Raw genomic sequence first — 15,588 nt, forward strand, 5'->3', positions numbered from 1 at the left:
TTGAGCAATTTGTTGAACAAACTTAGAGAAATTGCTTTTTATATGCAATACAATTATCTTTCGTCTAAACAATTTAGCATCTAACTCCTTTCCGCAAACGTGACCGATAACGTTTGCGCATTTATTTTGAGGGATTTTCTTTAACGAAGGCTTTAATATTGGTAATTTCATTCACCAATTAAACAATCTGGAATGCGAGCAACTATACTTTCTCTTTTTTTAATCCCTTTTTTTCTTTTTGCTGTGGACGTAAAGCGTTATGACTTTACCGTGGCGGCGGATGGTACTGGAGATTTCACCACGGTTCAAGACGCCATCAATGCTGTTCCTGATTTTCGAAAAAAGGAGACTAAAATATTTATCAAAAATGGAACCTATCGCGAAAAAATCATTGTGCCGGGCAGTAAGCAGTTTGTCACCTTGATTGGTGAAGATAAATTTCGAACGGTTATCAGTCACGATGATTACGCACAAAAGAAAAATCGTTTTGGTGAAGAAATGGGTACCTCTGGCTCTGCAACATTCTATTGTTATGGCGATGACTTTACAGCTATAAACCTTTCTTTTGAGAACGTATCTGGCCCGGTGGGGCAGGCTGTTGCAGCCTGGATAGCAGGCGATCGCAACCTGTTTCTCCATTGTCGCTTCTTGGGTTTTCAAGACACCTTGTATACCTATGGGAAAGGTGCAAGGCAGTTTTATTTTCAATGCTATATCGAAGGAACGGTGGATTTTATCTTTGGTGCGTCCACAGCTTGGTTCGAGGACTGCGAACTACATTGCAAAAACAGCGGATATATTACCGCCGCCGCAACTCCAGAGCAAGCAGACTTTGGCTATATTTTTAACAACTGCAAGGTAACTGGAAATAAAGACACAAAGAGTTTCTACTTAGGTCGGCCTTGGCGGCCTTATGCCAAAGTAATCTTCATGAATTGTAACCTACCAAAATTTATAGAAAGCAAAGGGTGGCACAACTGGGGAAAGGAATCGAACGAAAAGACAGCCTATTTTGCAGAATATAACAGTAAAGGAGCAGGTTCCATGTCACAAAGTCGTGTCAAATGGAGTCATATCCTAACAGATAGAGAAGTAAAGAACATTACTATTCAGCATATTTTCAAGGATTGGACGCCAAATCTCTCATTCGATAGCCTAAGTGATGGCCGGTAACGATTGCATAAGTTTTTCATCCAAGTTACAAACAAAGAATGTACAATTGCTTTTGCAAATAACCATTTTTAAACCAAAATGTAAAAAAATGACTCCGTTTAAAAGGTACTATTCCCGTACATTACAATTCGCACTCGGTTTGTTTCTTATGCTTCCACAGATTGGCATGTCGCAAGAACCGGCTCGTCCAGTTATACAGCAGGTCGAATTTAAAAAAGACACTTTAAATATTAGTAATTATGGAGCCAAAGGAAATGGTCAATTTCTGAATACGGCGACTATTAACCAAACCATACGCACGTGTAGTGAACGTGGTGGGGGCGTGGTATTGATCCCTGCAGGAATTTGGCTCACAGGCCCTATTGAGATGCAGAGTAATGTAAATCTACACCTTAAACGAGATGCCGTCTTGCTATTTACCAAGGATTTTGATCAGTACAAACTTGTTGAATCAAATTGGGAAGGAGAGCCAGCATGGCGAAATCAAAACCCAATATCGGGTAAAAATCTAAGCAATATTGCTATTACAGGTGCTGGTATTATTGATGGAAGCGGCGATGCTTGGCGGATGGTCAAAAAAAGCAAACTCACAAGCTCTCAATGGAAAAACCTTGTAGCATCTGGCGGGACAGTCGATAGCGATGCCGCAATATGGTACCCCTCGGAAAGTTCTCTTAGAGGTTCAAAACAAAAAAAGGCGGGCGTAATCCGTCCGGGTACGACCTCCGAAGACTTCAAAGATGTTAAAGATTTTTTACGTCCCAATCTTTTGGTATTTACAAATTGTAAAAAAGTATTAATAGAAGGGGTTACAATCCAAAACTCCCCAGCCTGGAATATACATCCCCTTTTATGTCAAGACCTTACCTTACGCAAAGTATCTGTCCGCAACCCTTGGTATGGCCAGAATGGGGATGGTGTAGATGTTGAATCTTGTAAGAACGTCCTCATTGAAGATTGCACTTTCGATGTTGGTGATGACGGCATTTGTATTAAGTCCGGCCGCGATAAAGCGGGGCGAGAACGGGGTAAACCAACAGAAAATGTCATTATCCGCAACAGTGTTGTTTATCACGCTCATGGGGGCTTTGTGATTGGCAGTGAGATGAGTGGCGGGGCGCGCAATATATGGGTTGAAGACTGTTCATTTATTGGTACTGACATTGGACTTCGTTTCAAAACAACACGTGGAAGAGGTGGAATCGTTGAAAATATATTTATCAATAACATCAATATGGTTGATATCCCCGGTGAAGCGATCTTATTCGATATGTATTATGCTGCTGTAGATCCGGTACCGCTTGCTGGAGAAAAGAGACCCGCGATAAAATCAGTCAGCATTCCAGTCACAGAAGAGACACCCCAATTCAAGAATTTCTATATCAAAAATATTGTAGCTAAGGGAGCTTCAAAAGGGATTTTCTTCCGAGGTCTTCCTGAAATGCACATTCAGAACATCTGGATTGAGCATGCAACACTGCAGGCAAATAAAGGAATTGAGATCATTGAAGCTTCGCAAATCAATCTTAAAAATATTGTATTAAAAACACAGCAAAGTAATCCACTCATTACTATTGAAAACAGCAGCGGCATACATTTGGACAATATCCAGGCACTGGATGCTCCTGAGGTGTATGTCCAAGTTTCTGGTGATAGAAGTGACAATATACGACTAACAAAATCCAATACATCCTCGGCTAAAGTTGTCAGTCAATTTATTGCAGGAAGTACAGAAAAGTCCTTAACAATTAAAAATTAGGAACGTGATGAGAAAGTTATTTTTATTTTTTTTAGTCCTGCCGATACTTATTCCATTCGCAGGATTTGGACAACAGAAACCTCTTTCTGAACAAATGGCCAACACAGTACTTGAAAAACTTTATCCAGATTCTTTATTTAATAAGACGGACAAGTTTCCAAAATGGTCGTACGATATGGGGGTTATTTTTGAAGGCTTAACAGCGGTATGGCGCAATACAGGAAATGCAGATTATTTTAACTATATGCAATCCCGCATGGATGCTTACCTGAGTATACCTGATTCTATTAAAAATTATGATGTCGAAGACTTCAATATTGACAACATCAAAAACGGCACAACCCTATTAATGCTATATAAAGTAACAGGCAAAGAAAAATATCTTCAGGCATGCCATCGGTTATATGCACAACTTCAAAAACATCCACGTACTCATGAGGGCGGTTTTTGGCATAAGAAGATTTATCCTTATCAGATGTGGTTAGATGGCCTTTACATGGCCCAGCCCTTCTATGCTGAATACGCTAGCCTTATGAATATTCCATCCGCTTTTGATGATATCGCAAACCAATTTGTCTACATGGAAAAAAATGCCCGTGATCCAAAAACTGGGCTTTTGTATCATGGTTGGGACGAATCAAAGAAGGAACGCTGGTCCGATCCAAAAACAGGTCTATCACCACATTTTTGGGCCCGCGGTATGGGCTGGTATGTTATGGCTCTGGTAGACGTATTGGATTATTTTCCGGAAGATCACCCGCGCAGACAGGAACTGATCGCAATCTTAGATCGAACCCTATCAGCCGTTGTTAAATACCAGGACACCAAAACTGGTGTTTGGTACGATATTGTGGATTTGGGAACGAGAAAGGGAAATTATTTAGAGTCTTCAGCTTCCAGTATGTTCGTATTTGGATTAGCGAAATCATTACGTAAGGGGTATATTCGAACATCGTTTCAGAAGTATTTGGATCGGGGCTATCAAGGGATCGTAAAGGAATTTATTAGCGTTGCTGGAGATAACCGTGTAGACCTCAACAAAACGGTGCAGGTTTCTGGTTTAGGAGGAAAAAAATATCGCGACGGTAGTTTTGCATATTACATGAGTGAACCCGTTGTTACTAACGATCCAAAAGGTATTGGTGCCTTTATCCTTGCCGCATCAGAAGTTGAATTGGCGCGGGAAAAAAAGGCAGAAAACAACATGTCGTCACACTGGATAATTATTTCAACAATGAGTATAAAAAGACGGCATCAGGTGAGCTTAAACCCTATCACTACCTTTGGGATGGAGATGACAACAACGGTTTTTCCTTATTGGGCAGGATATTTGAAAAAAATGGAGGGAAGTTAAATACTTTAAAGACAGCACCCACATTAAATAATCTCTTGAAATCCAATATTTACATTATTGTGGATCCTGACACAGAGAAAGAAACCGAACAGCCGCATTTTATGAACGAAACCCATGCACAGCAGATTGCTCAATGGGTGGACAGGGGGGGCGTACTTGTTCTTTTCTTAAATGATAGCGGTAATTGCGAGATTAAGAAATTCAATATGCTTGCGCAAAAGTTCGGCATTACATTCAATGAAGATAGCCGTAATCGCGTAAAAGGAAATGAATTTCAAACAGGCGCAATACCTATCCCGAAAGGTAATATCGTATTTCCAAATACATCCAAAATATATATCAAGGAGATTTCAACATTACAGGTAAAATCTCCCGCTCAGACATTGATTCAAGACCATGGTGACACGATCATTGCTACAGCAAAATATGGAAAAGGAACGGTATTTGCCATCGGAGATCCTTGGTTGTATAACGAGTATACAGATGGGCGAAAGTTACCGAAAGAATACGAAAATTTTACTGCGGCCAATGACTTAGTAAAGTGGTTATTTAAACAGGTCAATAACTAAGGACTATGAAAAAAATCGCTATTGTAAGTTTCATCGCGGCTTTCTTATTGTGTAGACCATGCGTTGCACAAGGCCTCGCTGCCAAAGATTCACTTGCAGAGAAGATGCTTGTATATCAGCTAACAAATGGTGCCTGGCCTAAGCAGTTGGCCGACAAAAGTGTCGTCGACTATAAGCTTCCACTTACAAAAGAGCTGCTGCAAAAGATCAAAAAGACGGATATTAATCATGCCACGCTTGACAATGGTGCGACAACCCGGGAAATAAATGGGTTAATAAATGCTTTTACGAAAACAAACAATGACATTTACCTGAAGGCTGCCGAAAAAGGCATTTCATATCTCCTATCAGCTCAATATGAAAACGGCGGGTTCCCACAGTATTATCCCAATAAATCGCTTTATAGAGCTGAGATTACCTATAACGATAATGCGATGATCAATGCATTGACGGTTCTATACCATGTGGCCAATAAGCGGCCTGGTTTTGACGCTGTTAATCCTACTTTTATATCCAAAGCTCAACATGCCGTAGCGAGGGGAATAGCTTGTATTCTAAAAACTCAGGTCATCCAAGAGGGAGAGCGGACTATATGGGCTGCTCAATACGATGAGCAAACATTAATACCTGCCCAAGCCCGAAAATTCGAGCCGCCTTCATTGAGTACCAGTGAATCGGTTGCTATCATCCGTTTTTTAATGCTGCAGCCTTTAACGCCCGAGATTAAACAGGCCATTGAACAGGCCATAAATTGGTTTCAACGAAATGATATCGAAGGTTACCGTTTTGATCACGTCAAAAATAAGTTGACAGGCAAGAGTGAACGTAAACTTATCGCTGATAGTTCGTCCACGATATGGGCCAGATTTTATCATCTAGAGGACAATCGCCCACTTTTTGGTGATCGAGACAATACGGTCAAATACCGTTTCGATGAAGTATCTGAAGAACGGAGAAATGGATATGCATGGTTTGGAAATTGGCCCGAAAAACTTATACAAAAAGATTATCCAAAGTGGAAAAAACAACATCACATTCAATAACTAAAAATAGCATCACATGTTACTAACGCAACATACTATACAAACGATTAATGCTGACCTGGTGCACAAGCCCACAGCAATTTCTTTCTCCTATCCGGAAAAGATACTACAGTTTGGTACGGGTGTACTGCTCAGGGGTCTACCTGACTATTTTGTTCATAAAGCCAATCAGCAGAACTTGTTCCAAGGAAGAGTGTTGGTTGTGAAGTCGACCGCATCCGCTGGTGCCGATGCCTTCGAACAGCAGAATAGTTTATATACATTATGTATCAAAGGTATAGAAGAGGGGTTGGAAGTCGCTCATTATGAAATAAACAATGCTATTTCTCGTGTGCTATCTGCAAATCAGCATTGGGAAGAAATATTAAAAAGCGCAGAAAATCCAGATCTTGAAATTGTCTTTTCCAACACAACGGAGGTTGGTATTACCATGAGCGATGACAACGTCAATGCAATGCCACCGGCCTCTTTTCCAGGTAAACTTCTCGCCGTTCTGTACCGGAGATTTGTCTATTTTAATGGTGACACAAACAAGGGTTTAACTATAGTTCCTACCGAATTGATTACTGAAAACGGGAGTAAACTAAAATCTATCATCACTGCGCTAGCGAAACTTAACGAGTTACCCGATTCATTTATGGATTGGCTTGATACCGCCAACGATTTCTGCAACACCTTAGTTGACCGTATCGTTCCCGGAGCGCTCCCCTTAACAGCGTATGAAAAAACCTGCGAGCTATTAGGTTATGAGGATCAATTGATGATTATGGCAGAACCCTTTCGCTTGTGGGCAATCGAATCATTGTCTGAGCGTGTGAATCAACGTCTTTCTTTTGCTTTAGCAGACTCCAATGTATTATTGGTTCCGTCCATTGAAAAATACAAGGAAATCAAGCTTAGACTGCTTAATGGCACACATACGTTGAGTTGTGCTCTTGCCCTTCTTTCAGGCTTCAATACGGTAAAAGAAGCGATGAAAAATCATGCTTTCCATCAATTTGTCAGTTCCTTAATGCGCGATGAAATCGGTCCCGCTATCGTAAGTGAAACTATTTCCGTTTCAGATATTAACGATTTTTCATCCAAAGTGATTGATCGCTTTGCTAATCCACATCTTGAACACAAATGGGAATCCATTGCTTTGAATTACAGTTCAAAAATGGCCATGCGGAATATCCCTTTATTAAAAAAATGGTATGCAAAGCATCATGAAGCACCGGAGCTTTTTGCGCTTGGTTTTGCGGCCTATCTTTATTTGCTAAAATCCGAGCAGAAAGATGATCATTATATCCGTGTAGTCAATGGGCATACCATTGAGCTTCAAGATGAGTTGGCGCCAAAAATATACGCCGCATGGGCGAATCAGGATCAGATTGTGCATACCCTACTTTCTGCAATAGACCTATGGGGTGAAGATTTAACGGAATTTTCACGTTTTGAAGAAACAGTCAAAGAAAAATTACAACTGATCGCTGAAAAAGGAGCTTTAAAAGCAATTGAGCTTTCGTTAGCCTTTGATAATAAGAAAGTATAACAAGTTACCACATGAAATACGCTCGCTTAAAAATCCGATATGCAAATCAAAACAACCGTGTATTTCAAAGTGGACTAAAAAAAGAAGCTTTAATGAAAAATAAAGTATTAAAAATACACCCCAAAGACAACGTCTTAGTTGCCTTACAAGATCTTCAAAAGGGTGATACGATCTCGTTTGAGGGAAATCATTATATTTTGCAGGAGGATATTCCTGCCAAGCATAAATTTTTTATGCAAGACATGCACTTTGGTGATGAAATCTACATGTATGGTTTACTGGTAGGGAAAGCGCAATTTGATATCCCGCAAGGAAGTATCATGAATACGGACAATACAAAACATGCTGCGGAGCCCTATCATTTCAGACCATCAAATTATCATTGGGAAAAGCCCGATGTTTCCAAGTTTGAGGGTCGAACTTTCCAAGGCTACTTACGTTCAGATGGTCGTGCTGGAACTGCAAATTACTGGTTATTCATTCCGACTGTTTTTTGCGAAAATAGAAATCTTGATGTCATCAAAGAAGCACTGTATAATGAACTTGGGTATTCTGTGACTGGAAAATATAAAAACTTTACTCACCAGTTATTAACAGCCTACGAAAAAGGGGAAGAGTTATCTGTCGCCGCTCTGGAACGGCTAAATAGTACAACAGACCAAAGTGATCGCATTTTTAAAAACGTTGATGGTATAAAATTCCTAAACCATCAAGGAGGTTGTGGCGGAATACGCCAAGATGCAGCCATATTGAGCAAATTATTGGCTGCCTATGCTGATCATCCAAATGTGGCCGGCGTGACGATATTAAGCTTGGGTTGTCAGAACCTTCAACTCAACGACCTTGTTAATGACATCAAATTACGCAATCCTGCTTTCGATAAACCCCTCTTTGTATTTGAACAACAACAATCCAAAAGCGAAGAACTGCTCATTAAAGAAGCGATCTTGCAGACTTTTGTTGGACTGACGGAAATCAATAAATTCTCAAGACAGCCTGTTCCATTGAGTAAATTGACGCTAGGGGTAAAATGTGGCGGCAGTGACGGATTTAGTGGTATCTCTGCCAACCCTGCCGTTGGTTACACAGCCGACCTTCTAGTTGCGCTGGGCGGCAAAGTTCTCTTAGCTGAATTTCCGGAGTTATGCGGAGCCGAGCAGAATTTAATAGACCGCACTATCGACCCCAAAGCAGCGAATAAATTCATTGATCTGATGACAGCCTATAGCCATGCCGCCGAAGCTGTTGGTTCTGGATTTTACATGAATCCCTCTCCAGGAAATATTCGTGACGGTCTTATTACCGATGCAATCAAAAGCAATGGTGCAGCAAAAAAGGGCGGGACATCTCCCGTGGTTGATGTTCTGGACTATACAGAAGAGGCGACGAAGCCAGGTCTTAATCTAGTTTGCACTCCTGGTAATGATGTGGAAGCTACTACAGGAAAAGCTGCCGCAGGTGCAACACTTATTCTGTTTACCACAGGCTTGGGCACTCCTACTGGTAACCCGATATGCCCCGTCATCAAAGTGGCGACAAATAATGTCCTGGCAGCTAGAATGGCTGACATTATCGATATCAATACCGGTCCTATTATAGATGGAGATAAATCGATCCAAACGATGGGAGAAGACATATTAGAATATTGTATCAAGGCAGCCAGCGGGGAAGTAACTCCTAAAGCTGTGTTATTAAATCAGGATGACTTTATACCTTGGAAAAGAGGTGTAAGCTTATAAATCAGCATATAGCATGAAAACTTTTTTAGACGACAATTTTTTATTGAACACGAATACAGCGATTGAACTGTATCACAATTATTCAAAACAGCTGCCCATCATTGATTACCATAATCACTTGATTCCGGAGCAGATCGCAAACGATGTTAAATTTGAAAATATCAGCCAGGTTTGGTTAAATGGTGATCATTATAAATGGCGGGCCATGCGCGCAAATGGGGTCGATGAGCATTTTATCACTGGCGATGCCCCAGATGAAGAAAAATTTGCGAAATGGGCAGAGACAGTACCTTATACTTTGCGTAATCCACTCTATCATTGGACGCATCTTGAATTACAGCGTTATTTTGGAATTACTGATATCTTATCGCCAAAAACCGCTTCTAAAATATATGCAGATACTGCTTCCAAATTGAGCCAAGACAGCTATTCTGTACGTGGTCTGCTTAAAATGATGAACGTAGAAGTTGTCTGCACAACAGACGACCCGATCGATAGCCTAGCATTTCATCAACAGTTTGCAAAAGAGCACGAATCGTTCAAGATGCTACCTGCATTTCGCCCCGACAAAGCAATGAACTCGGACGATATTATTGCTTTAAATCAATACATCGATAAACTTGAAGAGGTAAGTGACATTCAAATCAATAGCCTAGGAACATACCTAAAAGCATTAAAATCAAGACATGATTTCTTTGCTGCCAACGGATGCAAAGTATCGGATCACGGATTGGAACAAATCTACGCGGAAGACTATACCGAGACAGAAATCGTAGCAATCTTTGATAAAATTCGGACAAAAAAGGAAATTTCTATCGCAGAAAACCTAAAATTTAAATCTGCGATGCTGATTTATTTTGCCGAATGGGACCATGAAAAAGGATGGGTTCAGCAATACCATCTGGGCGCACTACGCAATAACAATGCGCGTATGCATCGTTTGATAGGCCCAGATACTGGATGGGATTCTATTGGAGATTTTAGTCAGGCGCGTGCATTGTCAAAATTTTTGAATAAATTAGACAATCAAGATAAGCTAACCAAAACCATCTTGTACAATCTCAATCCTGCAGACAACGAACTTATTGCCACCATGATCGGTAATTTCAATGATGGTTCTATCAAAGGGAAGATTCAATTTGGCTCAGCTTGGTGGTTTTTGGACCAAAAAGATGGCATGACAAAACAACTCAATACACTATCAAATATGGGGCTACTAAGCCGACTTGTGGGTATGCTGACCGATTCCAGAAGTTTCCTTTCATTCCCTAGGCATGAATATTTCAGGAGATTAGTCTGTGACATATTTGGGGAAGACATCGAAAAGGGAGAAATACCAAATGATATTCAATGGGTAGGGAAAATCATACAGGATATCAGCTATAATAATGCGAAAGAATATTTTGAATTTTAATGAACATGCAGGGTAAAGTTTTAAGCTTTGGGGAATTGCTGCTAAGAATCTGCCCCGATATCGAACAGGATTGGATCGAACAGCATCAGTTGCCGTTCTATGTGGGCGGTGCAGAATTGAATGTAGCCACAGCTTTGGCATTGTGGGATGTGCCATCAGCCTATCTTTCTGCTGTGCCCCAAAATGCCATCTGCGAGAGTATTGACAACTACCTAACACGTAGAAATATCGATACATCAGCAATGCTATGGGGTGGAGAACGATTGGGCATATACTATCTTCCCAAGGGGAAAGATTTAAAAAATGCAGGAGTAATTTATGATCGTGCAAACTCATCGTTTTCCAATCTCAAAGTAGGCAGTGTCAATTGGGACGAGGTATTTGTTGACGTCAAATGGTTTCATTTTTCTGCGATATGCCCTGCAATCAACCAAGATATTGCTGACCTCTGTTTAGAAGCTGTAGCAAAAGCACAAGAGAAGGGTATTTTTGTGTCACTAGACCTGAATTATCGTGCAAAGCTTTGGAAATACGGAAAATCTCCGAAGGAGATTATGCCTGCGATTGCCAAGTATTGCAATTTAATCATGGGAAATATCTGGGCAGCACATCAAATGCTTGGTACCCCACTAGATGAAAGGTTTCTAAACTCTTCTTCGGACTATTTAGAAGAAGATTTATTAGCGCAGGCGGATCGTACAAGCAGAGAAATCATTGCTACCAATCCGATATGTCAATATGTAGCCAATACGTTTCGTTTTGACCATAACAATAAAGGAATAAAGTATTATACAACACTGTTTGACAAAGACAGCCTCATTAAATCAACAACATATATTGCGGACGAGATTTTGGATAAAGTAGGCAGCGGCGACTGCTTTATGGCAGGCCTGATTTATGGGCTATACTCCAATCTTTCTCCAAAAGCGACATTAGAGTTTGCAACGCTTGCCGCATTTGATAAACTATTTATTGCAAGCGATGCAACAACAAGTTCTGTAGACGATATAAAAAATAGAATGACAGCATGAATTTAAAAAAGATCGTATTAGACAAAATCATCGAACAGGGGATGCTTCCCCTGTTCTTCCATCACGATAAAGCAGAAAGCATCGCGATTCTACGCACATTATATCAAGCTGGTATACGTGTTTTTGAATTTACAAATCGAGGTCCCGAAGCTTTGGCAGTTTTCGAGCGATTAGTTGCCACAAGAGACCTAGAGATGCCGGATCTTTATTTAGGTATTGGGACGATTAAATCCGTTAACGAAGCACAACAATTTCTACAAATTGGTGCGGATTTTATCGTTTCACCACTGGTCAACCCGCTGGTTGGATCGCTAGTGCACGAACAGCGTAAGCTATGGATTCCCGGATGTATGACACCGACAGAAATCTATACGGCTCAAGAACAAGACGCGGCACTTATCAAATTGTTTCCTGCAAATATCTTGGGGCCAGCATTCATGTCATCAATCCGGGACCTATTTAAAGGTCAGAAATTTATGCCGACCGGGGGTGTAGAAATCGAAATGGATAACTTAAAGGCATGGTTCAAATCAGGCGTATGTGCTGTGGGCATGGGGAGCAAGTTAATTGACCCTAAAGACACAAGTAATTTAGTCGAAAACACACAAAAAGCGCTTGAATTCGTTGCAGAAGCAAGACAATAAAAACTCGGGTGTTACCCTTAAAAAGCGGGCGTACTAAGCGCGTATACTGGCAGGGGCAAACAGACACGTACATTAAAAATAAACTATTAAACCCATTATGATTAACACGGAGAAAAAGGGTAATTACCGTTGGGTAATATGCTCGCTACTATTTTTTGCCACTACCATCAACTACCTGGATCGCCAGGTACTTTCCTTAACGTGGAAGGATTTTATCAGTCCTGAATTTCATTGGACAAACACCGACTATGGCAATATTACCGCATTATTTTCGATTTTTTATGCAGTCAGTATGCTTTTTGCAGGTCGATTTGTAGATTGGATGGATACAAAAAAGGGATTTTTATGGGCAATCGGGATCTGGTCCATTGGCGCGATATTACATGCATTTTGTGGTATCGCTACTTCAGGCATCGTGGCTGGAGAATGGTTTGTTGGTTTTGAAGGGGCAAAAGAAGCAATATCGCATGTGAACAACGTGGGTTTGGTATTGAGCGTCAGTGTCAATCTATTTATCTTTGCCCGGTTTGTTCTTGCTGTGGGTGAAGCGGGTAATTTTCCGGCGGCGATTAAAGCTACGGCAGAGTATTTTCCTAAAAAAGATCGGGCTCTATCCACCAGTATTTTCAATTCAGGAGCAACCATTGGGGCATTAGCGGCTCCATTGACCATCCCAGTTATCGCAGCGCATTGGGGCTGGGAAATGTCCTTTATCATCATTGGTGCATTGGGGTTTGTATGGATGGGTTTTTGGATCTTTCTGTATAAAAAACCACATGAAAACCCGAAAGTAAACGCTGCCGAACTGGCTTACATCCACCAGGATGATCATGAACATGCGCCGGAGCAAACTGGTCTAACAAAGCAACCCCGAACGACGATAGCTGAATGTCTAAAATATAAGCAAACCTGGGCTTTTGTTTTTGGTAAATTTATGACGGATGGTGTATGGTGGTTCTTCTTATTTTGGATGCCAGCCTATCTTTCGGCAGTATACGACATCAAATCATCAGATACTGAAGGTCAGCTGGCCATTTTTGTGCTTTATGCCATCACCATGTTATCCATTTATGGGGGCTGGTTACCCACCTATTTTGTTGACAAAAAGGGGATGAATGCTTATGAAGGGCGTATGAAAGCGATGTTATTGTTTGCTTTTGTCCCATTAGTTGTACTTTTTGCTCAACCTCTGGGTCACATATCGTATTGGATACCTGTCATTCTAATCGGTTTTGCAGGAGCAGCACACCAATCGTGGTCTGCCAACATTTTTTCAACCATAGGAGATTCTTTTCCCAAACGTGCTATTGCGACCGTTACAGGGATTGGAGGCCTTGCTGGGGGCATAGGCGCATTTATAATTAACAAAACATCAGGCTGGCTATTCGATTATGCAAATGAAACGCAGCTCATTTTTATGGGTTTTAAAGGGGAGGAAGCAGGATACTTCATTATCTTTTCTTTTTGCGCCATAGCGTATCTAATTGCATGGGTTGTAATGAAAACACTAGTACCTAAACTAATTTTAATAAAAAATTAACATATATTGCGAAATTTATATTATATTAGCAATATCTTTATAAATATCAATCTAAACCATTTTTAAAAACAATGAGCTTAAACTTAGAAGGTATCTTCTACGAGGAGAATAACATTCCCGCAGAATTTACGCTAGACGAACAGGTCGATCAAAGAGAGTTCCTTTCCAATGGAGAAATGATTTCTTGGACGGGTCAGGTAAACGAGGTTTTTTCACCAATCTGTGTAAAGACTAAGGATGGCTTGAAACGTAAGCGCATCGGTAGTTTTCCTGTTTGTACAGAAAAAGAGTCCATGGAAGCCTTGGAAGCTGCTGTTAAAGCATACGACAACGGCCGTGGAGAATGGCCGACAATGAGCGTTGCCGATCGTATTACCTGTGTTGAAAATTTCACACAAAAGATGATTGCCAAGAAAGACATTGTTGTCAAGCTCATTATGTGGGAAATTGGCAAATCCTATGCAGACTCCGTAAAAGAGTTTGATCGTACTGTAGAATATATTTACGCAACGATCGACGCATTGAAAGATATAGACCGCGACTCTTCCCGTTTCCAAATCGAACAAGGTATCGTTGCGCAAATCAGGAGATCTCCTTTAGGAGTAGTACTCTGTATGGGCCCATTCAATTATCCGTTGAATGAGACCTTTACCACATTGATCCCAGCATTAATCATGGGAAACACCATGTTATTCAAACCACCTAAGCATGGTACGTTATTACATTATCCTCTATTAGAGGCTTTCAGAACAAGCTTCCCGAAAGGCGTTGTCAATACAATCTATGGCCGTGGAAATAAGATTGTTCCTAGTTTAATGCAATCTGGAAAGATCAACGTATTGACTTTGATCGGTTCAAGCCGTGTTGCTGATGAACTTAAAAAATTGCACCCAAAAGTTAACCGTCTTCGCGCTATCCTTGGACTGGATGCTAAAAATGCAGCTATCATTACGAAAGATGCGGATTTGAATTTAGCGGTTTCGGAAACCGTTCTAGGCTCTCTTTCTTTCAATGGTCAACGCTGTACAGCACTTAAGATTATCTACGTACACCGGAGCCTAGCACAAGAGTTTTTAAAACGCCTTTCGGCAGAAGTGGCAAAATTAAAATATGGGATGCCTTGGGAAAAGGGTGTGTCGCTTACCCCTCTTCCAGAAGTCAATAAACCTGCTTATTTAACGGAATGCATCGAAGATGCAAAAGCCTACGGCGCAAAAGTTATTAATGAGCACGGGGGGCAGGTTGCAGAATCATTCTTCTACCCGGCAATTGTATACCCTGTCAACTCACAGATGAAACTTTACAGAGAAGAACAATTTGGGCCAGTGATCCCTGTTGTTCCTTTTGATGACCTCGAAGAACCTATTGAATATTTAATTGGTTCCTCTCACGGCCAGCAGGTGAGTATTTTCAGTAACAATGCTGCTGTTGTATCTTCATTGATTGATCCATTAGTCAATCAAGTAAGCCGTGTTAACATCAACTGCCAATGTCAGCGTGGTCCAGATACTTTTCCTTTCACCGGTAGAAAAGATAGTGCTGAAGGAACATTATCGGTAGTCGACGCATTGCGTTCGTTCTCTATTCGTTCGCTAGTGGCAACAAAGTTTACTGAGGAAAACAAAAAGTTGCTGAACGATATTGTTAGCGAAAATGAATCCAATTTCTTAAGTACGAAATACATTTTCTAGTCTCTTAAGACATCGTTGAAAAAGCGACATCGATCTGACTGGCATTTGTCAGCTATTGATGTCGCTTTTTTTTATGAAAATCCTCCCTATCTATCCA

At 40.8% G+C, this 15,588-nt stretch carries 12 protein-coding genes; all 12 read left to right on the forward strand.

Going from position 1 to position 15,588, the window contains the following annotated elements; all coding sequences use genetic code 11:
• The first annotated feature begins 192 nt into the window (after positions 1-192).
• The 12 genes from VXM68_RS04335 to VXM68_RS04390 all read left to right on the forward strand — a co-directional run bounded on the left by VXM68_RS04335 (position 193) and on the right by VXM68_RS04390 (position 15,491).
• On the forward strand, positions 193-1,173 hold the full coding sequence (locus VXM68_RS04335) for a pectinesterase family protein (protein ID WP_367210561.1): 981 nt from the start codon (positions 193-195) through the stop codon (positions 1,171-1,173).
• Positions 1,174-1,261: 88 nt separating this feature from the next.
• Positions 1,262-2,932, forward strand: a complete 1,671-nt coding sequence (locus VXM68_RS04340) for a glycoside hydrolase family 28 protein (RefSeq protein ID WP_367210562.1) — start codon at positions 1,262-1,264, stop codon at positions 2,930-2,932.
• 7 nt (positions 2,933-2,939) lie between these two features.
• Positions 2,940-4,286, forward strand: coding sequence for a glycoside hydrolase family 105 protein (locus VXM68_RS04345; protein ID WP_367210563.1), 1,347 nt, complete (start codon positions 2,940-2,942; stop codon positions 4,284-4,286).
• Positions 4,287-4,321: 35 nt separating this feature from the next.
• On the forward strand, positions 4,322-4,855 hold the full coding sequence (locus tag VXM68_RS04350) for a hypothetical protein (protein WP_367210564.1): 534 nt from the start codon (positions 4,322-4,324) through the stop codon (positions 4,853-4,855).
• A 5-nt stretch (positions 4,856-4,860) separates the two neighbouring features.
• Positions 4,861-5,898 (forward strand): pectate lyase, encoded by a 1,038-nt coding sequence (gene pelA / locus VXM68_RS04355; protein ID WP_294186023.1) that lies wholly within the window; start codon positions 4,861-4,863, stop codon positions 5,896-5,898.
• A 16-nt stretch (positions 5,899-5,914) separates the two neighbouring features.
• Positions 5,915-7,432 carry a tagaturonate reductase gene (locus VXM68_RS04360; protein WP_367210565.1) on the forward strand — a complete coding sequence of 506 codons (1,518 nt, stop codon included), beginning with the start codon at positions 5,915-5,917 and terminating at the stop codon, positions 7,430-7,432.
• Between the two features lie 92 nt (positions 7,433-7,524).
• Positions 7,525-9,171 carry a UxaA family hydrolase gene (locus VXM68_RS04365; protein ID WP_367210566.1) on the forward strand — a complete coding sequence of 549 codons (1,647 nt, stop codon included), beginning with the start codon at positions 7,525-7,527 and terminating at the stop codon, positions 9,169-9,171.
• 13 nt (positions 9,172-9,184) lie between these two features.
• The gene (gene uxaC / locus VXM68_RS04370; RefSeq protein ID WP_367210567.1) at positions 9,185-10,585 is read left to right on the forward strand and encodes a glucuronate isomerase; all 1,401 of its coding nucleotides are present in this window, start codon (positions 9,185-9,187) and stop codon (positions 10,583-10,585) included.
• 5 nt (positions 10,586-10,590) lie between these two features.
• Entirely contained in the window at positions 10,591-11,616 is a 1,026-nt protein-coding gene (locus VXM68_RS04375; RefSeq protein WP_367210568.1) for a PfkB family carbohydrate kinase, read from the forward strand.
• Entirely contained in the window at positions 11,613-12,260 is a 648-nt protein-coding gene (locus VXM68_RS04380; RefSeq protein WP_293957274.1) for a bifunctional 4-hydroxy-2-oxoglutarate aldolase/2-dehydro-3-deoxy-phosphogluconate aldolase, read from the forward strand. Before VXM68_RS04375 ends, VXM68_RS04380 begins: the two co-directional genes overlap by 4 nt.
• Before the next feature lie 100 nt (positions 12,261-12,360).
• Positions 12,361-13,800 carry an MFS transporter gene (locus VXM68_RS04385; RefSeq protein WP_293957357.1) on the forward strand — a complete coding sequence of 480 codons (1,440 nt, stop codon included), beginning with the start codon at positions 12,361-12,363 and terminating at the stop codon, positions 13,798-13,800.
• Between the two features lie 71 nt (positions 13,801-13,871).
• Positions 13,872-15,491, forward strand: a complete 1,620-nt coding sequence (locus VXM68_RS04390) for an NADP-dependent glyceraldehyde-3-phosphate dehydrogenase (RefSeq protein WP_209578345.1) — start codon at positions 13,872-13,874, stop codon at positions 15,489-15,491.
• The last annotated feature ends 97 nt before the right edge of the window (positions 15,492-15,588 follow it).

This window comes from Sphingobacterium sp. R2 (assembly GCF_040760075.1).
Lineage (GTDB): Bacteria > Bacteroidota > Bacteroidia > Sphingobacteriales > Sphingobacteriaceae > Sphingobacterium.